Source organism: Actinomyces oris, assembly GCF_001937445.1.
Lineage (GTDB): Bacteria > Actinomycetota > Actinomycetes > Actinomycetales > Actinomycetaceae > Actinomyces > Actinomyces acetigenes.
Window position 1 is genome coordinate 70,390 of record NZ_MSKS01000016.1, and the last position, 22,884, is coordinate 93,273.

The following is a 22,884-nucleotide window of genomic DNA, read 5'->3' on the forward strand; positions in this document are numbered from 1 at the left end:
GGCGATCATCAGGCTCAGGGCAGGCGCAGGACATCGAGGGCGTGAACGAGGTCGTCGGGGTAGTCGGAGGTGAAGACCATGTGCTCACCGGTGATGGGGTGGACGATGCCGAGCTCGCGAGCGTGGAGCCACTGGCGGATCAGACCGGTGCGCGCGCTCATGGCCGGATCGGCGCCGTAGGTGGCGTCTCCGACGCAGGGGTGGCCGACGGCGGCCATGTGGACGCGGATCTGGTGGGTGCGTCCGGTCTCGAGGTGGATCTCGGCCAGGCAGGCCCCGGGCATCGCCTCGATGACGTCGTAGTGGGTGATGGACTCGCGCCCGCCCTCGATGATGGCCATCTTCCACTCCCGGCTGGGGTGGCGGCCGATGGGGGCGTCGATGGTGCCGCTGGAGGGATCGAGGTGGCCCTGCACCAGGGCGTGGTAGACCTTGTCCACCGTGTGCTCCCGGAAGGCGCGTTTGAGCACCGAGTAGGCCCGCTCCCCCTTGGCCACGATCATGACGCCCGAGGTGCCCACGTCCAGGCGCGAGACGATGCCCTGGCGCTCGGCGGCGCCGGAGGTGGCCACTCGCACGTGCATGGCTTTCAGGGCGCCGAGGACGTCAGGGCCGTCCCAGCCCATGGAGGGGTGTGCGGCCACACCTGCGGGCTTGTCGACGACGACGATGTCCTCGTCCTCGTAGAGCAGCTCCATGCCCTCCACAGCAGTGGCGACCGGTTCGGCGGGACGCGGGTCGGGCAGGTCGACTTCGAGGAGCTCGCCCGCGCGCAGACGAGCGGACTTGGCCAGCGCCTCGCCGCTGCGACGCACGCCTCCGGCCTCGCACAGGTCCCCGACCCGGCTGCGGGACAGGCCTGTCATCCGGGCGAGCGCGGCATCGACGCGTTCGCCGTCGAAGCCGTCGGGCACGGGCAGCAGGCGCACGCTCATTGCGGCTCCGCGGAGGCCGCCCGCCCTGAAGCCCCGGAGGACCCCGCCGGCTCAAAGGACGCCTCGGCACGGTCCTTCCGGCGGGCTGAGGAGGTCGATCCGTCGGTGACTTCCGCCTCCGGGTTGCCCGGGGCGCCGGCCCGTGTGCCGTCGATCTCCCAGCCTCCCAGGGACAGGATGATGATGCCCACGGCGGCCAGCACGATCGCGATGTCGGCGACATTGCCCACGAAGTAGCCGCCGTAGTCGATGAAGTCGATGACGTGACCGCGTAGGAATCCGGGCTCCCGCAGGAGGCGGTCGATGAGGTTGCCGACCGCCCCACCAAGGACCAGGCCGAGGGCCACCGCCCAGGAGCGGGACGCCAGGTTCCGGGAGACGCGAATGATGACGGCCACGACGAACGAGGCAATGAGCGCGAAGATCCACGTCTGCCCGGTGGCGAAGGAGAAGGCGGCGCCCGGGTTACGCACCAGGACCAGCCCCAGCGCGCGGCCGAGCAGCGCCGTGTGCCGACCGTCGGACAGCACGAAGAGCGCCCATTGCTTGGAGACCTGGTCCACGACGATGACGATGACCGCCACCAGCCACAGCACGATCACCGGGAGGCGTTCGGATCGCCTCCCGCTCACCGCCTGCGTCGTCATGGCTTCGTCCATGGCGCTGAAGGGATTGTCTGTGGACAGTGGGACAACGTTGTCGGAGTTGACGGCGTCACCGACGTCGCCAGCGGCCTCCTCCACGCAGGAGGCGGGATCGACATGATCAGGCATGGGGCTTTCTCGCATTGCACTCAGAGGAGAACGGGTGATGAATGGGCTGCGTACCCAGCGAAGGGCGGCGACCCGCACGGGTCGCCGCCCTTCGTAGGAGGCCGTGTCATTGACGACTGGAGGAGCTGGACCGTCCTGATCGGACGAGGAGCATCATGATGGAACTCCGTTGGTCAGTCCCGGAGACGTTCACGGGGATGAGCCGGGGGACGATCACGGCCTGGAGGATCACGACCCCTGAAGGATCACAGGCTGGAGATGGAGCTCTCGCCGCCGTCCTCGACGTTGGCCAGCAGGTTCTGCAGGTAACTCTTGAGGCGAGTGCGGTAGTCGGACTCGAAGCGCCGCAGCTCGTCGATCTTGTGCTCGAGGTTGGCACGCTCCTTCTCCAGCTGGGCGAGGGTGCGGTTGCGCTGGTCCTCAGCCTCGCGCACGATCTGCTCACCGGTGGAGCGGGCCTCGGTGACGATGCGCTCGCCCTCGGCCTTACCGTTGGCGACGTGCTCATCGTGAAGGCGCTGGGCCAGCTCGAGCATTCCGGAGGCAGCAGCCGGGCCCTGGCCGCCGGACTCGCCGGCGGAGACGGCCGGCATGGGCATGGCAGGCTCTGCCTGGACCGGAGATACGGGGGAAGCGGGAGCAGAGGACAGGGCAGCTCCCTCGCCGAGCTGGGCCACTCGGCGGTTAGCGGCCTCGAGCTTGGCCTTGAGGTCGGCGTTCTCGGCCTCCAGCTGACGCATCGCCTCGACTACCTCGTCGAGGAACTCGTCGACCTCGTCCTGCTCGTAGCCCTCACGGAACTTGGTCGCCTGGAACTTCTTGTTGAGGACGTCGTCTGCTGTCAGCAGCGTCATGGGTCGTCACCTCGGTGTCGTTACGGATAAGGTCACGAGCACCGGGCATCCGGTCACTCATGCGGACAGAGTACCTGAACTCGAGGTTCAGGCCACATCAAGCGCGCTATCTCACGCTGACGTGAGAACAGCACTCTAGCGGTTCGCTCACGACTTCACACCTGTTCAGATGAGAAGTCCGAGCAACCACTGGATCATCCAGATCCCGAAGACCAGGACCAGGAAGCTCAGGTCGATACCGACCCCTCCCAAGCGTGCCATGGGAACCCTCTGACGGATCACTCGCAGAGGCGGATCCGTCAGAGCGTAGACAAGGTTGGCCAGCACCAGGACGATCCCCCGAGGGCGCCACTGGCGGGCGAAGACCTGAATCCAGTCGAGCACGACCCTGACCAGGAGGATGAGGAAGTACAGGCTCAGAATGCTCGACAGGATCCCGGCTACTGCGGAGACGAGGTTCACCTACGAGTCAGCTCAGCTCTGGTTGAAGAAGCGGCCGCGGGCCTCGGCGACCTCACCGCCGTCGATCTCCACGCTGGCCGGGGTCAGCAGGAACACGCGCGGGGTGACGCGCTCGATGGCGCCGTGCAGCCCGAAGACCAGGCCGGCGGAGAAGTCCACCATGCGGCGCGCGTCGGACTCGCTCATACCGGTGAGGTTGATGATGACGGGGACGCCGTCGCGGAAGGACTCTCCGATGATCCTGGCCTCGTTGTAGGTCGAGGGGTGAACCGTGACGATACGGCGAAGATCCGGGGCGGCGACAACGGGATCGGGCGCAGCCGGGGCGGAGAAGTCCTCGTACCCCTCGTCACTGTAGTCCTGCTCGTGCTCCTGCACGGCGTAACCGGCGTCGGCAGCCTCATAGCTGTCCTCGTAGGTCTCCTCCGGCTCCGAGTAGCCGAGGAAACTGGTCATACTGCGCAGCGCGCCCATTTATCGCTCCTTGGTTCGTCCGGTCCCCTGCGTTCCGGATGTGCTGCGACGGTATCCGCCCCTACGACACCGCACGGGGACCTCACCTCGGCGTGTCCCCAACCTCAGGTTTCAGGAAGGTCACGCCCAGGAGGCACTCAGCGCACTGGGGCTTATCTCGGAACTCCAATGCCGGCCAGGCGTCCTGTCACTCCGTCGCGCCGGTAGGAGAAGAAACGAGGGTCCTCATAAGTGCACCACTGACCAGCACTGATGTGACCAACACCGGCGCGCTCGAGCTGGGCGAGCACACCTGCCGCGACGTCAAGGCCGGGCGTGCCCCACGATGTGCGCGAGGCGCACGCCGGTTCGCGCTGCGCGGACAGCGCGAGCATGTCCTCGGGGACCTCGTAGCAGGAGCCGCAGATCGACGGGCCCACGGCGGCCCACAGATCCGCCGGCTCCACTCCGCCGCGCTGGAGGAACTCGATCGTGGCGGGGACGACACCGTCGAGCATGCCTCGCCGTCCGGCGTGCACGGCGGCGGTGAGAGCACCGTCCCGGGACGCCAGCAGGACGGGGACGCAGTCGGCCACGAGAACGCAGCAGCCCGCGGGCGCCCCGGCTGTCCGGGAGTCCAGGACGAGCGCATCCGCCTCGGGCACCTCGTCAACCTGAGCCGTGGCCACGACGGCGGAGTGGATCTGGTTCATCCAGGCCAGGTGACGCCCCCGCTCGAGCCCGAGCAGCCCCTCGAGCTGACGACGGTGACCATGAACACGTTGCGGGTCGTCTCCGACGTGGAGTGCCAGGTTCCACCCGCCATAGGCGGTCTCGTCCCCGCTTTCGGCGCCCCGATCCTGAGCGCCACCCTCCGGGGCCGGGACGGGACGGGCCCGCAGGCCGCGGGTAGTGAAGTACCCACGAGCCCGCGGGCCCAGATCCACCTCGATCAAGCCCGAGATCTCAACGGCACCGGTGTCGCACATGTTGCCGCATCCCCGGGCAGCGATGCCGCTCAGCGCAGGAAGTCAGGCAGATCGATGCCGTCGTCGTCGGCGTCGACCCCGATCACCTGAGGAACCTCAAGATCGGAGACCGAGTGCTGCGCCGGCACCGAGCCGTAGGAGCCGTAGGACTCATCCACATAAGCCGGCATACTCCCCGAGGAGAGGGCCTCGGCCGCACTGACCTCCGACAGGTTCGCCGCGACCGCCGGAGAGGAGGAGGGCGGAGGAGCCAGCGGGACCGGACGAGTCACCGGGTTCTGGGCGGCATGGGCGCCACCGCGAGGAGCGGGGGCCGGGGGCAGGTCATCCACCGGGGAGGAGGGCACCGGCGGCACAGCGGCGGCCCGCGACAGCCGAGTCATCGGATCGACCAGGCCACCGACGACCGGCTCGGAGTCGAAGCCGGCGGCGATGACCGTCACCCGCACCTCGTCTCCCAGGGCGCCGTCGACCACGTTTCCGACGATGATGTTGGCCTCGGGGTGGACGGCCTCGCGCACCAGGTTGGCGGCCTCGTTCATCTCGAACAGGCCCAGGTCGGAACCGCCCTGGAAGAAGAGCAGCACGCCGTGTGCGCCGTCGATCGAGGTCTCCAGCAGCGGCGAGGCGATGGCCTCCTCGGTGGCCGTGATCGCGCGCCCCTCACCGGTGGCCGAGCCGATACCCATGAGCGCACTGCCGGCGCCCTGCATCACGGACTTGACGTCATTGAAGTCGACGTTGATGAGACCGGGGGTGGTGATGAGCTCGGTGATGCCCTGGACACCCTGAAGAAGGACCTGGTCGGCCTGCTTGAAGGCGTCAACCACGGAGATGTTCTTGTCGGCGATCTGCAGGAGGCGGTCGTTGGGGATGACGATGAGGGTGTCGACTTCCTCGCGCAGCGCCTGGACACCGTCCTCGGCCTGGGCCGAGCGGCGGCGGCCCTCGAAGGAGAAGGGACGGGTGACCACACCGATGGTCAGCGCACCGATGCTCTTGGCCAGGCGGGCGACGACGGGGGCCGCGCCGGTGCCGGTGCCGCCCCCCTCACCCGCGGTGACGAAGACCATGTCCGAGCCGTCGAGGGCCTCACGGATCTCGGACTCGTGATCCTCGGCGGCCTTGCGGCCGATCGCCGGGTCGGCCCCCGCTCCCAGACCTCGGGTCAGGTCCCGCCCGACGTCGAGCTTGACGTCAGCGTCGGACATGAGCAGCGCCTGGGCGTCGGTGTTCACGGCGATGAACTCCACGCCACGCAGATCGGCCTCGATCATGCGGTTGACGGCATTGACGCCGCCGCCGCCGACACCGACGACCTTGATCTCTGCCTGGTAGTGCTGTGAGTCGTCCACAGCCATGCTCTCGACCACTGGCGTCCCCTCCGCGAGTTTCGTCATGAGCCCTCTGACGAGGACTCCCCTCAAACCTCAACCTCAAGTTAAGGTCAATACTTATGTCATTCTCTGAACGACTGGCCTAACGCTATGAGACTTCCAGGACCTCGTATCGCATTGAAGCCCGGCGTGTTCGTGTGCAGTTGCCTGCGGATTCCCTGCTATATCGCTGCAATATACCTGCAATAAACCTGAAGGGCTGAGGTCACGTGCTGCTGCGCGTCCCGCCGTCCCTGGGCTCGTCGAGCAGCGGCCGAGCAGAAGAACGTTCAGGACGTCGGCGACGGCGCCGCGGTGGTCGTGGCCGCTGCGTCGGTGGATCGTGTGGTGGGGCGATGCGGCGAGGAGACGTCGTAGATGGACGCAGTGGTGGTCATGAGAGTCGCCAGGACGCGCGCCTTAAGCTGGTTGTCCTGGTTGTTCCCCCAGACCACGCTGGCCCCGCTGGACAAGGTCAGTGTGACCTGCCCCGCCTCAGTGGCGCTGCCGCTGCTCACCTGGGCCAGGGTCTCAGGAGTGAGGGAACCCACCACCTGGGTGACGGCGGCGACCTGCTTGGCGGAGATCCTCTGTGGCCCCGATGCCTGCACGGCGGGGTCGGGCACGATGTTCACCAGGCCCGACGGAGGCTCGGGGACCCGCTCGAGGACCACGGCCTCGTTGTCGAGGACCTGGTAGCCCTCCGAGTCCTGCACGGTGGCCACCGGCACGCGCATCGTCAAGTGCACCCGCAGCCCGTGGGGCCAGGCCCTGGTCACCTGCGCCCGGCGCACCCGGACCAGCTTGTCGCTGACCTGGGTGGAGAGCCGGCCGGTGTCCAGCCGCAGCAACGAGTCACCCGCGTAGGCGGCCAGAACCTCGCGGACCTGCTTATCCGAGACGCTGCCGTCCGATCCTGCCACGGAGATCCTCTGAGTCTGCAGACCCAGGAGGGGTGAGAAGGTCAGGGCCCAGACCGTCAGGACAATGGCGAGCACCACGACGGAGACCCTCACCACCCGTCGCAGCCGCAACCGGCGCAAGGCGTCCTGACGCTCCTTGAGACGATCGGCCAGCCCGGTGGAGACGACCCGGTCGTCTCCTCTGGAAAGAGCCACCTGCCGACGGCCGAACACGGTCAGCTCGGTGCTCGATGCCGAGTCGGGGCTGGAGGACTCCTGACGGGGACTGGTGCGTTTGGTGTCCTCGCCGCCGCGACGCGAAACCGTCGAGGGGCTGGATGCGCCCCTCGACGTCGACGGACGCCTGGGTCGCGAGGGCACCCCGGCGGCTCCACCCGGGGCCTTGGGAGCCCTGGAGGCGGAAGCGCTCCGTGACAGGTTGGCGGGGGCCGGAGGCCCGGCCTGCTCGGTTCCCTGATCCGTCGGGGGGCTCGGCGCGGACGGTCCCTGCGCCGAGCGGGTGGGACGCGGACGTCGGGGGCCCGAACGGCGCGGAGGGATGCGGGCCGGGGCGTCCTGAGCGCGGTTGGAGCGCTCGGGACGGGGGGCCGAGGGCTTCCTCATGCCCGCTCGTCCAGGTCCGCGGGCGAGGGGGCTGCACCGCCCTCGCGGGCCGCCAAGTCGGCCAGTACCGTGGCAGCGAGCTCGGTGACGTCTCCGGCGCCGACTGTCAGCAGCAGGTCGCCGGGGCGCGCCAGGTCGGCCACCGCGTGCGCGGCCTCAAGACGCTCGGCGACGAACCTGGCTGTGCCGCCGGGGACCCGCTGGGCGACCGTGTCCCCGGTGACACCGGGAAAGTCCGCCTGAGTCTCCCTGGCAGGGTAGACATCGGTGACGACAACGGCGTCGGCCAGGGCCAGCGCCTGTCCGAAGCGGTCGGCGAAGACCCTGGTGCGGGAGAACAGGTGCGGCTGGAACAGGACCAGGACCCGACCGCCGCGCTCCTGGGCCACACCCCGCGCCGTGCGCAGCAGGGCCTCGATCTCCGTGGGGTGGTGGGCGTAGTCGTCGATGACGCGCACGCCGTCGGCCTCTCCCCGGTCCTCGAAGCGCCTGCCCGTCCCCCCGAAGGCCCCTAGTGCCCGGGCCATCAGGGCCGGTTCGACGCCGAGCTCGATGCCCGCGGCCCAGGCACCGGCGGCGTCGAGGGCCACGTGGTCCCCGGGCACGGCCAGCACCAACTCAACCGGGCCGTGATGCGGCTCCTCACCCACGCCGCCGGTGGGCTCGCGGTCGGTCGCCGTGGTGAGGGTCAGCAGCCCCCGAGTGGATGAGGCCCCACGTTCCCGAATGTCCAGGTGGACGTGTCCCTCCCCCACGAGCACCCCGCCGGGGAGGGTCTCGGGGCCTGCGAAGGAGTAGGTGACGACGCGCAGGCCATCGGCTGCAGCGCGCTGCGCCAGGCGCAGTGCGCCGGCATCGGCGGCGCAGGCGACCAGCAGGCCCCCGGGCACCAGCCGGTGAGCGAAGTCGACGAATGCCGCCTCGAAGGCCTCCGCGGTGCCGTAGCTGTCGAGGTGGTCGGGCTCGACGTTGGTGACGATCTCCACGCGCGGGGAGTAGTTGAGGAAGGAGCGGTCGGACTCATCGGCCTCGGCGACCAGGACGGGACCGCTGCCCAGGTGGGCCCCGGTGCTCAGCGCCCGCACGACTCCGCCGATGGCGAAGGAGGGGTCGGCGCCGGCGTCCGTGAGAGCCTCGGCGAGCATGCCTGAGGTCGTGGTCTTGCCGTGCGCACCCGCCACGGCGACGAAGTCCAGGCCCTGAGCGGCCAGCGCCAGCGCCTGAGACCGGTGGATGACCTCCTGGTCCCGCCGCCGGGCCTGGGCGAGCTCGGGGTTGGTCTCCTTGATCGCGGTGGACACCACGACCGTGCTGCGCTGGGGGACATTCGCGGCGTCGTGCCCCAGGTGGGTCGTGATGCCCAGGTCGGCCAGGTGGTCGAAGGCGGGACCGCCGTGGGCGTCGGAGCCCGAGACCCGGGCACCGCGGGCGACGAGCAGCTGGGCGACCACGCTCATCCCCGCTCCCCCGATGCCAATGAGGTGGAAGGTCCTGTCTGCCAGCGTGCGCTGATCGGCGCCGGCCGGCCGGCCGGCAGCGTGGGAGCTGTCCTGGGTTGTCGTGGCGGTCATGCCGCGTTCTCCTCATCAGTGGGAGTGTCATGGATGGAGGCGCACTGCTGAATGAGGGCGGCCAGGCGGGCCGCCGCATCCTGGACGCCGGTGGAGGCCGCGGCCCGGGCCATGGCGGCCTGCCGCTCAGGGTCGGAGATGAGCATGGCGAAGTCAAGGATGTCCGAGGGCTTGAGGTCGGCGTCGAGCACCATGCGCCCGCCCCCGGAGGCCAGGACGTCAGCGGCGTTGAGACGCTGCTCCCCGTTGCCGATCGGCAAGGGGACGTAGAGTGCCGGAAGCCCCAGGGCCGTGATCTCTGCGACGGTACCGGCACCGGAGCGGCACAGGACCCCGTCGGCGCAGGCGTAGGCCTGTTCCATCGTGGTCAGGTAGTCGAGCACGTGGTACCGCTCGGAGAGGTCCTCCGCGGCGCCGGAGGCCACTGCCGTCTCGAGGGCGGCGCGCACCGGGGCGTCCTTGTCCTTACCGGTCAGGTGCAGCACCTGCAGCCCAGTGGGCAGGGAGCCCAGCGACTCGCTCAGGACCTCGTTGAGGTGCTGGGCCCCTAAGGATCCGCCCGTCACCAGCAGCGTGGGCAGGTCGGGGTCGAGTCCCAGAGCCTGCGCGCCCTCGGCGCGGGCCCGGCGGGCCCCCTCGCTCGTGGCCCGCTGCGACACCAGGGTGGCGATGGCCGGGCGCAGCGGCAGCCCCGTGACCTCGGTGCGCCCCTTGGAGGCCTTGAGACGGGTCGAGGCGAAGGTCAGGGCGACGGCCTGTGCCCAGGATGCCCCCAGCCGGTTGGCCAGCCCCGGGCGGGCGTTCTGCTCATGGATGACGACCGGCACCCCGGCCTTCCTGGCGGCCAGGTAGGCCGGGGTCGACACGTAGCCGCCGAAGCCGACGACGACGTCGGCACTGATCGTCTCAATGGCCTCCGTGGCCGCGCTGATCGCCTTTCCCAGCCGGTGCGGCAGGCGCAGCAGGTCACCGCTGGGGCGCCGCGGCAGAGGGACTCTGGGGACGAGGGCCAGCTCGAAGCCGGCCTCGGGCACCAGTCGCTTCTCCAGTCCCTCGGCGGTCCCCAGGACGAGGATCTGCGTGTCAGGGTCACCGCCCAGGGCCGGGTCACGCAGGGCCGCGGCCGTGGCCAGCAACGGGTTGACGTGGCCGGCGGTGCCTCCACCGGCCAGCAGTACCCGCAATGGCCGGGGCCGCTCCGAGCCGCTGGGACGTTCCTGCTGGGGCGAGCTTGCGCTCTCACTTGTCTCGGGCACGGTTCCTCCTTGGGACAATGACTGCCAGGGAACGACGCAGCGCCCCGGGACTGGTGGACAGGGCCTCCTGCGCACCGGGTTCATGGCGTGCGAAGGCCAGAAGCACCCCGATGGCTAGGAGGACCGACACCAGTGCGGTGCCTCCACGGCTGACGAGGGGAAGGGGGACGCCCAGCACCGGCAGCGCACCGGTGACGACCCCCATGTTGATGATCGCCTGCCCCACGATCCACGCACCGATGGCCGAGGTTGTGGCCACGACGTACAGGGAGGTGTGGCGTCTCATGAGCCGCAGGCAGCAGGCTCCGATGCCGGCGAACAGGGCGATGACGACGAGCGTGCCCACCAGCCCGAATTCCTCACCGAGCACGGCGAAGATGTAGTCGGAGTCCGCCTGGGTGAGGTAGCCCCACTTCTGGCGCGAGGATCCCGGCCCCACACCGAGCCAGCCCCCGGTCCCCAGCGCCCACATCCCGTGCTTGGGCTGGTAGCCCACGCCCATGGGGTCGGCGCCCTCGGGATGGATCCAGGCGGTGATCCGGGCGCGCCGGTTGGCGCTGAGCATGGAGGCGGCCGCGAACATGGCGATGCCGCCGACACCCAGGAGGGCGAACCAGCGCTTGCGCATTCCCCCCACCCACAGGGCACCGGCGACGATGATCACCAGGATGATGACGGTTCCCAGATCCTGTCCGCCCAGGACGCTCAGGATCGCGGCGCCGACACCGCCCCAGCCCGCCGCCCACACCCGGTCCCGAGGGCGCCTGTCCGCGTACCAGGTCACCAGGGTGCCCAGGACCAGGGCGAGGGCCACCTTGATGAACTCCGAGGGCTGGGCGGTGCCGACCCCTGGGACCTGGATCCAGTTGCGGTTGCCGTAGACGTTGACGCCCACGGGTGTGAACACCAGGCACTGCATGGCGATCGTCAGTGCCAGGAGCACCCACGCCATCCGCGGGAACCAGGACAGCGGGATGCGGGAGACGCCCACCATGCCCAGCGTCCCCACCGCGGCGAAGATGAGGTACTTGGCGAAGTCGGTGAAGGCGTTGCCGCCGGTGGCGGCGACGGTCACTGACTGCACGGAGAAGACCATGATGAGTCCGAAGGTCTCCAGCACCAGGGTGGACACGAGCAGGCAGTAGTAGGTCAGGGTCACCTGCTCGGAGCCCTGGGTGGAGTCCGGCCCGCCGGAGGGACGCCGACGACGATCCTCGGGGGCGCCATCGGGCTGGGGGGCCCCGCCGTCCCAGGGTCTCGAAAGCCGCTCGCCCCAGCGCACCAGGCGCTTGCGCCAGGCGCCACCCAGGTGGCCTCCGGCTCCCGTGGGCCGGGAGCCGGAGGGCTTCCCGGTCGGCCTGGACGGCCTGGACGAGGTGGCCGCGCCCCTGCGGGGGGCGGTCCGCTCCGGCTTGTGGTCGGCACTGGTCCCCCGTGACGGGCCTCCGGATGCCCGCGAGGATCCTGACGAGGAGGGGCTCGACGAGCGGGCAGCGGTGGCCGAGGTGGACCCGGTCTTCACAGCTGCTCCCGGTCGCCGGAGGCGTCCGTGTCCCGGGCGCCATCGCCTTGGGTGTAGGCCCGGGCGCAGGCGGCGAACAGGTCGCCGCGCTGGGCGTAGGACGTGAACTGGTCCCAGGAGGCGCAGGCTGGGGCCAGTATGACGGTGTCGCCGCTGCGGGCCATGGCGCCGGCGGCCTCCACCGCTGCGGCGCTCACCTGCTCGGCGCTGCCGTCACTGACGCGGGTGAGGGCAAGGCCGGGGGCCTCCCGCTCCAGGGCCGCCAGAATGTCGTTCTGGTCCTTGCCGATGACGACTGCGCCGCGCAGGTGGGGGCGCACCGTGCGGACCAGGCCGAAGAACTGGGCGCCCTTGGTGTCTCCGCCGCAGATCCACACGCCGGTCCCCCGCGGCAGGGAGGTCAGTGCGGCCTCGGCGGAGTGCGGGTTGGTGGCCTTGGAGTCGTCGACCCAGGTGACACCGTCCGCCTCGGCGACGGTGACGATCCGGTGGGCCCCGGGGCTATAGGCGCGCAGCCCAGAGGCGACCGCCTCCGGATCGACTCCGGCTGCGCGGGCCAGCGCGGCGGCCGCCAGGGCGTCGGCCAACAGGTGCGCGGGCAGGTTCTGGGCGCGCCGCCCGGGGGCCAGGTGAGCCAGGTCGGCGGTGGTGGCCAGCTCGACACCACTGGAGCGTCGCTCGGCGTGGAAGGCGCGGTCGACCAGCAGATCCTCGACCATGCCGACCTGCCCCAGCCCCGGCGCGGCCAGGGTGAAGCCGATGGCTCGGCAGCCCTCGACGACGTCGGCCTGGCGGACCATGTCCTCGGTGGCGGCGTCGGCGAGGTTGTAGATGGCGGCGAGCCGGGTGCGGCGGTAGACGCGGGCCTTGTCCTGGGCGTAGGCCTCCAGCCCTCCGTGCCAGTCGAGGTGGTCGGCGGCCAGGTTGAGGCAGGCCGAGGCCAGGGGCGCCAGGGTCCTGGTGGTGTGGAGCTGGAAGCTGGACAGCTCCACGGCCAGGGCGTCGGCGCTGCCGGCCAGCACCGCCTCAATGACGGGGGTGCCGATGTTGCCGACGGCCGGGGCCGTGAGCCCTTGGGCCGTCAGGATCGCCGAGAGCATGCTGACCGTGGTGGTCTTGCCGTCCGTTCCTGTGACAGTCAGCCAGGGGATGTGCGGGCGTGACGAGTCCTGCTGGATCCTCCAGGCCAGCTCGACCTCGCTCCAGGTCTCGATGCCCGCCGCCGCGGCGCCCCGCAGGACCGGGCCGGTGGCCGGGACCCCGGGTGAGACGATGAGGAGCCGCGCCGGGGACTGCGCCAGGGCGGCCGCGGTGGCCTCGGCGTCGGCGACCGCGGCGGAGGCCACGGGGGTCTGCAGCATCTCGATGGAGGACTCACGGCTGTCGAACACATGAATGCGGGCCCCCAGCGTGGCCAGGGCATCGACGACGGCGCGCCCGGTACGCCCCAGTCCGACGACGGCCACATGGGCGCCGTCGAGCTGGTCGCTCAGGGACCTGCCAAGGCCGGTGACGGCGCTGGGCGATTCACCGGGGACTTCAGTCGGACTGGTCACGGTGCGGGTTCACGCTCCTGGTTTCTCACTGCTCCTGACGGAGTTGCCGGCAGGAAAAGGCTGCTTCAAGGGGTCGGGTCACGGCGGCCCGAGCATCCCGGTTCATCCGAAGATGAGCTGGCGCAGGTACTCGGCGTAGAAGAGACCGAGTCCCGCAATGACACACAGGCCGGCGATGATCCAGAAGCGGATCACCACATTGACCTCGGTCCATCCTCCCAGTTCGAAGTGGTGATGCAGGGGAGCCATGCGGAAGACGCGTCGGCCTGTTGACTTGAATGAGACGATCTGGATGATGTCGCTCATGACCTCGGCCAGGAACAGTCCGCCCAGGATGACGGCGAGGAACTGGGTGCGGGTCAGGATCGACAGTCCTGCGACGGCCCCGCCCAGGGCCAAGGACCCGGTGTCGCCCATGAAGATCTTGGCCGGTGAGGCGTTCCACCACAGGAAGCCGAAGCAGGCCCCCATGAGGGCGGCGGCGATCATGGCCAGGTCTCGCGGGTCCCTGACCTGGTAGCAGGTGGTGGGGACCATGGTCTCGTGACCGTAGTTGCAGGACTGGTTGGTCTGCCACACACCGATGAGCGTGTAGGCGCCGAAGACCATGGCCGAGGCGCCGGCGGCCAGTCCGTCGAGTCCGTCGGTGAGGTTGACGGCGTTGGACCAGGCGGTGATGAGGAAGTTGGCCCACAGGATGAACAGGATGAGCCCGACGACGCTGCCGGCGAAGGCCAGGTTGATCGCCGAGTCCCGGGCGAAGGAGATCCGGGTGGAGGCGGGGGTCAGTCCGTTGCGGTCCGCGAAGTGCAGGGCCGCCACCGAGAATCCGACGCCGATGATCGCCTGCCCCACGATCTTCTGCCACGCCCTCAGCCCCAGGGAGCGCTGCTTGGAGATCTTCTCGAAGTCGTCCAGGAATCCGATGAGCCCGAGTCCGACGACGAGGAAGAGCAGCAGGACCCCGGAGGCGCGCGGTGTGCGCAGCTGGGTGAGATTGGCCAGGGTGTAGCCCAGGACGGTGGAGATGATGATGACGAGGCCACCCATGGTCGGCGTGCCGCGCTTGGTGAAGTGTCCCTGGGGCCCGTCCTGGCGGATGAACTGTCCGTACTCCTTGGCGTGGAGGTAGCGGATGAGCAGGGGGGTCCCCAGCAGGGTGCCCACCAGTCCGACCACGCCGGAGATGAGGATGGCGGTCATCGGGGACGAACCTCCTTGAGGTGGTCGGCCAGGCGCCAGGCGCCCGAGCCGTTGGAGCCCTTGACCAGGACGGCGTCGCCGTCGCACAGCAGAGCGTCGATCTGGGAGATGGCGGTCGCGGCATCATCGAAGCCGACCACCTCGACCCCTCGCGCCCCGGCCGCCTCGAGTGCCTCCTGGGTGGAGCCGATGCCAATGAGCATAGCGGCTCCGGCCTGGGCCGCTAGCTCTCCGGTGCGCGCGTGATCGGCCGCCGAGGACTCCCCCAGCTCGAGCATCTCGGAAATCACGACGACGCGACGTCGCCCCCCGGCCAGAGCCGGCAGCACGGCCAGCGCCGCCGTCATGGAGTCGATGTTGGCGTTGTAGGAGTCGTCGATAAGGAGAAGATCCCCACCGAGCTCCGACACATCCATGCGGTGGGGGCTCTTAATGCTCACCGAGCCGAGCCTGTCGGCAACGAGCTCGGGGTCCAGTCCTGCGGCCAGGGCCAGGCCGGCGGCGGCCAGGGCGTTGGACACGTTGTGAGCGCCGGCGACGGCCAGCTGGACGCGTCGGGGCTCGACGAGCCCGGGCAGGTGGAGGTCGAAGGCTGCTCGGGCGGCCGCGTCCAGGTTCACGTTCTCAGCCCTCAAGTCGGCCTGTCGTCCTTGAGCGGAGAAGGTGAGGACGCGTGCCGGCGCGAGCTCGGCCATGGCGGCGGCGCGGGCGTCGTCGGTGTTGAGGACGGCGGTCCCTTCAGGCAGCAGGCCGGCGATGATCTCGGCCTTGGCCGCGGCGACGCCCTCGATGGAGCCGAAACCGCCCATGTGGGCGTGCCCGATCATGAGGACCCCGGCCGCGTCCAGGGGGGCGATGTCGGTGAGGTAGGCGATGTGCCCGGGTCCGGATGCCCCCATCTCCAGGACGAGGTAGCGGGTGGACTCGTCGGCCTCCAGCACGGTCAGCGGCAGACCGATCTCGTTGTTGAAGCTGGCCCGGGGCGCCACCGTGGGTCCGGAGGCGGCCAGGAGCTGACGGGTGAGGTCCTTGGTGGTGGTCTTGCCCACCGAGCCGGTCATCGCCACCACGGTGAGACGCTCACCGCGCTCGGCTGCGCTCCGGCGCAGCCCCTCCAGGTGGGTGCGGGCCAGCGCGCCGAGGGCCGTCACGGTGTCCTCCACGAGGACGAGCCCCATGGTCGGCGTCTCGGCCTGCCCCTGGGACAGTCCGCTGCGGGCGGCCTCCAGGTCGGAGACGATGGCTCCGACGGCACCCAGGGCCCCGGCCGATCCCAGGTGGGCGTGGCCGTCGGTGCGCTCACCGTGAACGGCGATGAACAGTGAGCCCTCGGCGGCCTGGCGCGAGTCGGTGACGACCGGTCCGGTCACGGGCACGTCCGGGCCGATGAGCCTGCCGCCGACGGCGGCTGCGATCTGACTCAGGCTGAGCCTCATGCCCGTCCCCATTTCTTCTCGACGGCCTCGGCCATCACGGGCGCGTCGTTGTAGCGGATGAACTCCCCGGCCATCTCCAGGAAGGGCTCGTGCCCCTTCCCGGTGACGATGACGGTGTCGTTGGGTCCGCACAGCTCGACCCCCCGGCGCACGGCGTCGCCGCGCCAGGTGGTGATCTCCTCGACGTCCTTCAGGTCGGGGCGCACGCCGCGCACCCCGTCGAGGATGGCGTTGCGGATGAGCTGGGGGTCCTCGCTACGGGGGTTCTCGTCGGTGACGACCAGTACGTCCGCCAGGCGAGCGCACACCTCACCCAGCATGGGCCGTTTGCCCTGGTCGCGGTCGCCGTCGGAGCCGAAGACCACGATGAGGCGCCCCGGGGTGATGGGGCGCACGGCCTTGAGGGCCAGCTCCATGGCGTCGGGGGTGTGGGCGAAGTCGACGATGCACAGGCCGCGTCGGCCGTCGCGCTGGCTGATGCGCTGCATCCGGCCGGGGATGTTGTGGGCACCGGCCAGGGCGGCTGTGGCCGTGGCGGCGGGTACCCCCGCACGGATGGCCATGACCAGGGCCAGGGCGGCGTTCTGGACGTTGACGAGTCCGGGCAGGGGGCAGGAGGCCTCGATCTGCTCGCCGTCGGGCCCGTGGAGGGTGAAGGTGGTGGCGGAGTCGGTCAGGGAGACGGCGGCGTCACCGACCCACCAGTCGGCGGGGGTGTCCCCGGGGTAGGCGCGCACGCGGTCGATCTCAATGGGGGCCTTAGCGGCCAGGGCCGCGCCCCACTGGTCGTCGACGCAGACCACGCCGCGGCGGGCGTGCTCGGGGGTGAACAGCTGCGCCTTGGCCTCCAGGTAGCCCTCCATGGTCTTGTGGAAGTCGAGGTGGTCGCGCTGAAGGTTGGTGAAGCCGGCGACGTCGACGACGAACCCATCGAGCCGGTGCAGGACGATGGCGTGGCTGGAGGCCTCCAGGGAGGCGGCGCCGACCCCGTCCTCCACGGCCAGGGCCATCATCCGCTGCAGGACGGGGGCCTCGACGGTGGTGCGCGGGGACTCCACGGAGCGCTCCCCCACGCGCAGCTCGACGGTTCCGGCCACCATGCAGGCGCCGACGTGGGCGGACAGGATGGCGTCGAGGAAGTAGGCGGTGGTCGTCTTGCCGTTGGTTCCGGTGACGGCGGTGGTGATCAGTCCGCGTGCCGGGTGGTGGTAGGCCTCGGCACTCAGAGGGCCGACGACGGCACGGGGGTCGTCGTGCACGAGGACCGGGGTTCCGGGAGCGGACTCGTGGACGATCTGGGCGCCGTCGGCATCGGTCAGGACGGCAACGGCACCGGAGGCGACCGCCTCGGCGGCGAAGCGGGCGCCGTGGACGGTGAAACCGGGCAGTCCCACGAAGAGCTCTCCCGGTGCGGTGTCGCCGGAGTCGACACTGACCCCCAGGATGCTCAGGTCATTGAGGGCGGCGGCATCTTCAGCTGAGGCGGGCGCCAGGGAGAAGCGCTCGCTCAAGGTGCTGATGGGGACGGGACCATTAGAGCTCGGCCGTAGGGCGGCGGCCGACTCGTAGGCGTGGTTGCTCATAGTTCCTCAATCTATCGCGACCTTCCACTGTCGATGTTCCACAAGAGCCCCTCCGGCTCACTTCGCCGAGGTGCTGGTGGTCACGCTGTCTACCTCATAGGCCACCTCACTGGTTCGCGTCCCGCTCTCCCCCGGCACCGTTGCGAGCGGCCCGGGCCGCCACGACGCTCGGGTCCGGGGCGATGTTGAGCGCCTGCATGGCGGCCAGCGCCACCTCCCGGAAGACGGGGGCGGCAACGGTGCCTCCATAGATTCCCTCGGGCCGGTTGACGATGACCGCGATGGCCAGCACCGGGTCGCGAGCCGGCAGGAAGCCGACGAAGGAGGCCACGGTGGAGTCGTCGGTGAGGATCTCTGTGGTTCCGGTCTTGCCGGCCACCAGGTAGCCGTTGATGGAGGCGGACTCGGCGGTGCCGCCCTCCTGGGTGACGCCGATGAGCATCTCGGTGAGGGTCTTGGCCGTCGCCTCGGAGATGACGCGTACCCCCTCGGGGCGCTTCTGGGGGGTCTGCTTGCCGTTGGCGTCGATCCAGGCGTCGATGACGCGCGGGGCCACGCGCACGCCCTTGTTGGCCACGGCGGCCAGCACCTGGAGGGACTGGAGAGTGGTGCAGGCCACACCCTGTCCGAACATGGTGGTGTAGCGGGTGCGGTCGTCCCAAGAGCTGGGCGGGTAGAGGATGCCGTCGGACTCCGCCGGCATCTCGACGCCCGTGGCCTGTCCCCAGCCGAAGCGCTTCATGTACTTGTAGCGGACGTCGTCGGCGAGCTTCTCGCCGATCTGCACGGTGCCGACGTTGGAGGACTCCGCCAGGACCCCGGCGGTGGTCATGGTCTGGGTCTCGTGCTCGTGGGAGTCCTTGAAGGTCTGTCCGTTGGCCGAGGTCCAGGTGTAGGGGATGGTCCAGGTGTCCTCGGGCTTGACGGCCCCCTCCTCCAGAGCGGCGGCGAAGGTGACGACCTTCCCGACGCTTCCGGGCTCGAAGACGGCTTGAACGCTGCGGGCGGTGCGGTTCTCCTCGGATGTGGCCGAGGGGTCGGAGGGGTCGACCGAGTTGGAGTCGGCCAGGACCACGACCTTGCCGGTGGCCGGCTCCATGGCCATGACGATGCCCCAGTCCGCGTGCTGTGCGGCAACCGTTTTGTCGATGGTCTCCTGGGCAATGGACTGCAGGTCGGGGTTGAGGGTGGTGCGCACCGTGACACCGGGCCTGGCCGGTTCGTCCTCCTGCTCACCGGTGGGGATGATGACGCCGCTGCGCCCGACCTCCTCGCTGCCCTTGCCGTCGGTTCCCGTCAGGAGCTTGTTCTGAGTCAGCTCCAGCCCGGCTGCCCCGATGAGCTCGCGGTTGTGCTCGCCCTCGTGGGTGAAGCCCAGGACGTTGCCGGCCACGGTCCCGGCCGGGTAGGTGCGTCGGGTGCGCTGGTCGGGCTCGACCCCGGGGATGTCCAGAGCCTTGATCTTGCGCCAGGTATCGGGAGAGACCTCCTGGGCGATGACCTCGTAGCTCCGGTTTCCCACGAGCTTGGCTCCGAGCTCGAGGGGATCGACGTCGAGGATCGGTGCCAGCTGGGCCGCGACCGCAGTCGCCCCGTAGTCGACGACGACCTTCTCATTGACGCCGGTGGACTCGTTGAGTCGCATCTCGGTGCGCTCGTACTGGGCGATGGCGGACTGGTTGACGCCGACGTCGTAGCTGACCGCAGAGGAGGCCAGGACGGTGCCGTCGCGTCCGGTGATGTCGCCGCGGGGGGCTCGGTTGACCCAGGTGACCGTGCGCTCGGCCTTCGCCTTCTGGGCCAGCTCCGGCCCCTCGACCGCCTGGACGTAGACGGTGCGCCCGGCCAGTGCGGTGAACACGAGCAGCCCCCCGAGCTGGAGCGCCTGACGACGCGAGGGATTCACAGGCGCCTACTTCCCGCTCTTGGCGGCGTGGGCGGGGGTCCCCTCCGTGAGCTGCCCCTTGTTGACGTCGACGACGCCGGGGGCGGCGGCGGGAACCATCCCGAGGTCCTTGGCGCGGCCGGCCAGCGCGTCGGGCGCCGAGGCCTCCTGCACCTGGGTGCGCAGCGTCTCGACGTGGTCCTCGGCGACATTGAGCTCGATCTGCTTCTCCTTCATCCGGTAGGCGGTGTCAGCCATCTTGGCGTTGAGGAGCATCGAGGTGATGAGGGCCCCGGCCAGCACGAGGATGATGACGGTCAGGAAGGGAAGGGATGATGAGGCGGCCCGGGAGGCACCGCTGACGACGCGCAGCTGGGGTCGCTTGACCGAGCCCGCCTCCGTGCGCCCCTGGGTGCTGGTGGAACCACTTGCCTGGGCGGTGCGCCGCGTCGCGATCGGGCGGGTGACTCGAGCAGTAGCAGTGGCGCTCATCAATGTGCCTTCCCTGTGGCGTAGCTGGACTGGTGTGGATGGACGATGGTGCAGTGGGATCGTTGACCGCCTGGGGCGGTCCGCGGGTGTCTGGAGCGGCGGGGCCGCCTAGCTGTGGTGGCGTCGGCGCGTGGTGCGTTGACCGCTCCGGTGCCCGGGGTCCCGTCCCCGACCGCCGGCGGGCGCAGGCGCCTGCGGTGAAGGAGCCTGGTCTGCAGGACGCAGGCGGGCGGCTGCCCGCAGTCGCACTGGTGCTGAGCGGGGGTTGTGGTCGAGCTCGCGGGCATCGGCCTTCTCCGCGCCGTTGGTGATCAGCTCCAGGTAGGGACGGTCCGCCTCGGGGACGACCGGCAGGTCCTGGGGCGCCCGGGAGGTGGCTCCGTGGGCCAGCGCCCGCTTGACGATGCGGTCCTCCAGGGACTGGTAGGACTCCACCACGAGGCGTCCTCCCACGCGCAGGCTGTTGAGAGCCCGGGGCACGGCCCGCTCCAGGACGTCGAGCTCGGCGTTGACGGCGATGCGCAGCGCCTGGAAGGTCCGTTTGGCCGGGTGCCCACCGCTACGCCGAGCAGCTGCGGGCACGGACTGACGGACGAGCTCGGCCAGCTCCTGGGTGCTGGCCACCGGCTGCCCGGACTCGCGGCGACGCACGATGGCGGCGGCGATGCGCGAGGCGAAGCGCTCCTCGCCGTAGGTGCGCAGGATGCGGGTGAGCTCGACGGCGTCGGCAGTCTCCAGCAGGTCCTGGGCGGTCATTCCCGAGCCCTGGTCCATGCGCATGTCGAGAGGTGCCGGGCGGGCATAGGAGAAGCCCCGCGAGGCCTCGTCGAGCTGGAGGGAGGAGACCCCCAGATCCATGAGGACGGCGTCCACGGTTCCCTCAGCACGAGCGGAGTGCTCACAAGCCACCCGGCTGACGGCGTCGTAGGTCGTCTGAACCGCGATGAAGCGGTCCCCGAAGCGGGCCAGGCGCGCCGAGGCCAGCGCGATCGCCTCAGGGTCGCGGTCGATGCCCACGACCCTCAGGGACGGGAAGCGCTCGAGCGCGGCCTCGGTGTGGCCCCCCATGCCCAGGGTGCAGTCGATCATGACTGGCTGGGCCGGGCCTGCCGTCGACGCACTGTCAGCAGCACCCTCGATGGCGGGGGCGAGCAGGTCCAGGCAGCGCTCAAGGAGCACCGGCTCGTGCCGGCCGATGGCGTCGGCAGCGGATGCCTGCGCCTGTGAGCTGGTCATGAGGCGTACTCCTTTCTGGTGCTGGACCGGGTACCCGACTGGCACTCAGTTGCTGATAGGTCTTCGATATCTGACGCTCCCCCGACAGACCGGGAGGCGGCCACCTCGCCAGGACTCCTCCCGTGGTTCCGGCGCCGGGGAAGAGGCGTCGGACTCGACATCGGGCGGAGACCTCACGAGATGGTTCACCAGAGCTCTGTTGGCGTCTGCGTGCGGTCCGTCGGGTGTTGTTCAGTTGTCGACAAGGTCGCGGGGTCAGAAGAAGCCGGGAATGATCTCCTCGGCCGTGTCGGCGAAGACCTGTTCCTGGGCGGCCAGGTAGGTGCTCCAGGACTCGGAGTCCCAGATCTCCACCCGGGCGCCGGCTCCGATCACCGCCAGGTCCTTCTTCAGGCCCGCGTAGGCCCTCAGCGGCGCCGGCAGCGTGATACGCCCCTGCTTGTCCGGGATCTGCGAGTCCGCCCCCGAGAGCATGACGCGCACGTAGTCACGCGCCTGCTTCTGAGCGAGGGGGGCCTCACGCAGCTGGGCGTACATGCGCTCGAACTCGGCGGCGGTGAAGGCGTACAGGCAGTGCTCCTGACCTCGGGTCAGGACCACGCCGCCCGCAAGCTCTTCACGGAACTTCGCCGGGAGGATGAGACGGCCCTTCTCGTCCAGCTTGGGTGCATGCGTCCCCAGGAACATGAGCCACCTCCTTCCCCTCGACGACCCCGTGCACCCCACCTTACTCCACTTCCCTCCCTTTTCTCCCACCCCTCCTCCTCGACAGCATCACAACCGCATATCGCCGACGACGAAGCACCCATCCAGGCCTCTCACTTTTCGTTGGAATAACCGCAGTTCACTGCCTCCTCACACGAAGTGGAGGGAGGTGGAGGGCGGATGGAGGGAGGCCTTCACCACCACCTTCCTCGGCGTGGTGGATATCCAGGAAAAAAGCAGAGTCCACTCGGCCTGCATGCAGAGTTCGGGTGAGGCTCAGAGCCTCTGCACAGCGGTACGAGCAGAGCCGGGCCGCTCTTGAGGCAGCTCTTTCGAATCCGATGAGTTCCTTGAGATTCTCAGGATTCTGTCCCGACCTCGCGAGGTCCGCCGGGGGTTGATCGGCCCCTCCAGACGCTCAGGTCCTGTCTCGAACGGATGAGCGTTGGAGACAGGACCTGTGGGGCAGTGCCGGTGGGAGGGAAGCGGGGTGGTGGAGGGAAGTGGGGGTGGTGGAGGGAGATGGGGATCGGCGTGCGTTGACGCGGTCTGAGGGGCGCGGGGATGCGGGTGGAGCTGAGAGGGAGGAGGGGCTGGTGTGAGCTGGTCAGTCCTCTGAGTCGCGCCTGCGATCCCAGCGCTCTGACTGGCGGTCCATGAAGGAGGAACGCTTCTTCCCGCCGTTGGCACCCTTGGCGGGCCTGTCTCGACCTGCCGCGGACTGACGTGGGCTCGTCGTGCTCTCGACCCGGGTCAGTGCCAGTGCCACCCCGCCGACGGCCACGAGGAAGCCCGCGACCCCCAGCAGGATGGACAGGAGGTTGTGGGGCACTGAGACCCCTGCGATGAGAAGCGCCAGGCCGACCAGGACCAGGGCCACACCGCCACCGATGTGGCGGGGCGAGGGCCGTGAGAGCCGACGCTCCTGACGTTGGAAGGTCTGAGCCAGCTCGGGGTCATCCTCATGGAGCTGCGATTCCAGGTCTCGCAGGACCTGCTGCTCTCGCTCTGACAGTGCCATCATGCTCCTTGCTTCCGGGCGGGGCCGGGGATCTGCGCCGTAGTGGCCAG

Annotated in this window: 20 protein-coding genes; all 20 read right to left on the minus strand. The window is 69.7% G+C overall.

The features are described from left to right. Positions 1 to 14: 14 nt before the first annotated feature. Entirely contained in the window at positions 15 to 935 is a 921-nt protein-coding gene (locus BKH20_RS05680; RefSeq protein ID WP_070662201.1) for an RluA family pseudouridine synthase, read from the minus strand. Further along, the gene (gene lspA, locus BKH20_RS05685) at positions 932 to 1,708 is read right to left on the minus strand and encodes a signal peptidase II (RefSeq protein ID WP_075390288.1); all 777 of its coding nucleotides are present in this window, start codon (positions 1,706 to 1,708) and stop codon (positions 932 to 934) included. The genes BKH20_RS05680 and lspA overlap by 4 nt, the downstream gene beginning before the upstream one ends. 245 nt (positions 1,709 to 1,953) lie before the next feature. Next, complete coding sequence (locus BKH20_RS05690) at positions 1,954 to 2,562, minus strand: DivIVA domain-containing protein (protein ID WP_075390289.1); 609 nt, start codon at positions 2,560 to 2,562, stop codon at positions 1,954 to 1,956. 165 nt (positions 2,563 to 2,727) lie between these two features. Further along, a complete protein-coding gene (locus BKH20_RS05695; RefSeq protein WP_075390290.1) occupies positions 2,728 to 3,024 on the minus strand; it encodes a YggT family protein in 297 nt (98 codons plus the stop codon). 12 nt (positions 3,025 to 3,036) lie between these two features. Continuing rightward, entirely contained in the window at positions 3,037 to 3,498 is a 462-nt protein-coding gene (locus BKH20_RS05700) for a cell division protein SepF (RefSeq protein ID WP_075390291.1), read from the minus strand. 152 nt (positions 3,499 to 3,650) lie between these two features. After that, the gene (locus tag BKH20_RS05705; RefSeq protein WP_075390292.1) at positions 3,651 to 4,466 is read right to left on the minus strand and encodes a polyphenol oxidase family protein; all 816 of its coding nucleotides are present in this window, start codon (positions 4,464 to 4,466) and stop codon (positions 3,651 to 3,653) included. A 29-nt stretch (positions 4,467 to 4,495) separates the two neighbouring features. Continuing rightward, entirely contained in the window at positions 4,496 to 5,866 is a 1,371-nt protein-coding gene (gene ftsZ / locus BKH20_RS05710; RefSeq protein ID WP_178388561.1) for a cell division protein FtsZ, read from the minus strand. Positions 5,867 to 6,132: 266 nt separating this feature from the next. Then, positions 6,133 to 7,368, minus strand: coding sequence for a cell division protein FtsQ/DivIB (locus BKH20_RS05715; protein WP_256693044.1), 1,236 nt, complete (start codon positions 7,366 to 7,368; stop codon positions 6,133 to 6,135). Continuing rightward, a complete protein-coding gene (gene murC / locus BKH20_RS05720) occupies positions 7,365 to 8,939 on the minus strand; it encodes a UDP-N-acetylmuramate--L-alanine ligase (protein ID WP_075390294.1) in 1,575 nt (524 codons plus the stop codon). The genes BKH20_RS05715 and murC overlap by 4 nt, the downstream gene beginning before the upstream one ends. Then, positions 8,936 to 10,195 (minus strand): undecaprenyldiphospho-muramoylpentapeptide beta-N-acetylglucosaminyltransferase, encoded by a 1,260-nt coding sequence (murG, locus tag BKH20_RS05725; protein WP_075390295.1) that lies wholly within the window; start codon positions 10,193 to 10,195, stop codon positions 8,936 to 8,938. The genes murC and murG overlap by 4 nt, the downstream gene beginning before the upstream one ends. Continuing rightward, positions 10,179 to 11,717, minus strand: coding sequence for an FtsW/RodA/SpoVE family cell cycle protein (locus BKH20_RS05730; RefSeq protein ID WP_075390296.1), 1,539 nt, complete (start codon positions 11,715 to 11,717; stop codon positions 10,179 to 10,181). The genes murG and BKH20_RS05730 overlap by 17 nt, the downstream gene beginning before the upstream one ends. Then, positions 11,714 to 13,273, minus strand: a complete 1,560-nt coding sequence (gene murD / locus BKH20_RS05735; protein WP_178388562.1) for a UDP-N-acetylmuramoyl-L-alanine--D-glutamate ligase — start codon at positions 13,271 to 13,273, stop codon at positions 11,714 to 11,716. Before murD ends, BKH20_RS05730 begins: the two co-directional genes overlap by 4 nt. Positions 13,274 to 13,375: 102 nt before the next feature. Next, positions 13,376 to 14,476 (minus strand): phospho-N-acetylmuramoyl-pentapeptide-transferase, encoded by a 1,101-nt coding sequence (mraY, locus tag BKH20_RS05740; protein WP_075390297.1) that lies wholly within the window; start codon positions 14,474 to 14,476, stop codon positions 13,376 to 13,378. Continuing rightward, positions 14,473 to 15,924, minus strand: a complete 1,452-nt coding sequence (locus tag BKH20_RS05745) for a UDP-N-acetylmuramoyl-tripeptide--D-alanyl-D-alanine ligase (protein WP_075390298.1) — start codon at positions 15,922 to 15,924, stop codon at positions 14,473 to 14,475. The genes mraY and BKH20_RS05745 overlap by 4 nt, the downstream gene beginning before the upstream one ends. Continuing rightward, on the minus strand, positions 15,909 to 17,495 hold the full coding sequence (locus tag BKH20_RS05750; RefSeq protein ID WP_075390299.1) for a UDP-N-acetylmuramoyl-L-alanyl-D-glutamate--2,6-diaminopimelate ligase: 1,587 nt from the start codon (positions 17,493 to 17,495) through the stop codon (positions 15,909 to 15,911). The genes BKH20_RS05745 and BKH20_RS05750 overlap by 16 nt, the downstream gene beginning before the upstream one ends. Positions 17,496 to 17,601: 106 nt before the next feature. Next, positions 17,602 to 19,401, minus strand: coding sequence for a peptidoglycan D,D-transpeptidase FtsI family protein (locus tag BKH20_RS05755; protein WP_075390300.1), 1,800 nt, complete (start codon positions 19,399 to 19,401; stop codon positions 17,602 to 17,604). Between the two features lie 6 nt (positions 19,402 to 19,407). Next, complete coding sequence (locus BKH20_RS05760; protein ID WP_070662163.1) at positions 19,408 to 19,872, minus strand: hypothetical protein; 465 nt, start codon at positions 19,870 to 19,872, stop codon at positions 19,408 to 19,410. Between the two features lie 108 nt (positions 19,873 to 19,980). Next, a complete protein-coding gene (gene rsmH / locus BKH20_RS05765; RefSeq protein ID WP_075390301.1) occupies positions 19,981 to 21,108 on the minus strand; it encodes a 16S rRNA (cytosine(1402)-N(4))-methyltransferase RsmH in 1,128 nt (375 codons plus the stop codon). Between the two features lie 255 nt (positions 21,109 to 21,363). After that, positions 21,364 to 21,795 carry a division/cell wall cluster transcriptional repressor MraZ gene (gene mraZ / locus BKH20_RS05770; protein WP_003786301.1) on the minus strand — a complete coding sequence of 144 codons (432 nt, stop codon included), beginning with the start codon at positions 21,793 to 21,795 and terminating at the stop codon, positions 21,364 to 21,366. Between the two features lie 625 nt (positions 21,796 to 22,420). Continuing rightward, positions 22,421 to 22,834: a DUF3040 domain-containing protein gene (locus BKH20_RS05775; RefSeq protein ID WP_075390302.1), complete on the minus strand. Its 414-nt coding sequence runs from the start codon at positions 22,832 to 22,834 to the stop codon at positions 22,421 to 22,423. Positions 22,835 to 22,884 lie beyond the last annotated feature (50 nt).

Excerpts from the sequence above, each read along its gene's own strand:
- BKH20_RS05750 (WP_075390299.1), bottom strand. The coding sequence starts at position 17,495 with ATGAGCAACCACGCCTACGAGTCGGCCGCCGCCCTACGGCCGAGCTCT.
- lspA (WP_075390288.1), bottom strand. The coding sequence starts at position 1,708 with ATGCCTGATCATGTCGATCCCGCCTCCTGCGTGGAGGAGGCCGCTGGC.
- mraZ (WP_003786301.1), bottom strand. The coding sequence starts at position 21,795 with ATGTTCCTGGGGACGCATGCACCCAAGCTGGACGAGAAGGGCCGTCTC.
- BKH20_RS05745 (WP_075390298.1), bottom strand. The coding sequence starts at position 15,924 with ATGGGGACGGGCATGAGGCTCAGCCTGAGTCAGATCGCAGCCGCCGTC.
- mraY (WP_075390297.1), bottom strand. The coding sequence starts at position 14,476 with ATGACCGCCATCCTCATCTCCGGCGTGGTCGGACTGGTGGGCACCCTG.
- BKH20_RS05680 (WP_070662201.1), bottom strand. The coding sequence starts at position 935 with ATGAGCGTGCGCCTGCTGCCCGTGCCCGACGGCTTCGACGGCGAACGC.
- BKH20_RS05690 (WP_075390289.1), bottom strand. The coding sequence starts at position 2,562 with ATGACGCTGCTGACAGCAGACGACGTCCTCAACAAGAAGTTCCAGGCG.
- rsmH (WP_075390301.1), bottom strand. The coding sequence starts at position 21,108 with ATGACCAGCTCACAGGCGCAGGCATCCGCTGCCGACGCCATCGGCCGG.
- BKH20_RS05700 (WP_075390291.1), bottom strand. The coding sequence starts at position 3,498 with ATGGGCGCGCTGCGCAGTATGACCAGTTTCCTCGGCTACTCGGAGCCG.
- murC (WP_075390294.1), bottom strand. The coding sequence starts at position 8,939 with ATGACCGCCACGACAACCCAGGACAGCTCCCACGCTGCCGGCCGGCCG.
- ftsZ (WP_178388561.1), bottom strand. The coding sequence starts at position 5,866 with ATGACGAAACTCGCGGAGGGGACGCCAGTGGTCGAGAGCATGGCTGTG.
- BKH20_RS05760 (WP_070662163.1), bottom strand. The coding sequence starts at position 19,872 with ATGAGCGCCACTGCTACTGCTCGAGTCACCCGCCCGATCGCGACGCGG.
- BKH20_RS05705 (WP_075390292.1), bottom strand. The coding sequence starts at position 4,466 with ATGTGCGACACCGGTGCCGTTGAGATCTCGGGCTTGATCGAGGTGGAT.
- BKH20_RS05715 (WP_256693044.1), bottom strand. The coding sequence starts at position 7,368 with ATGAGGAAGCCCTCGGCCCCCCGTCCCGAGCGCTCCAACCGCGCTCAG.
- BKH20_RS05775 (WP_075390302.1), bottom strand. The coding sequence starts at position 22,834 with ATGGCACTGTCAGAGCGAGAGCAGCAGGTCCTGCGAGACCTGGAATCG.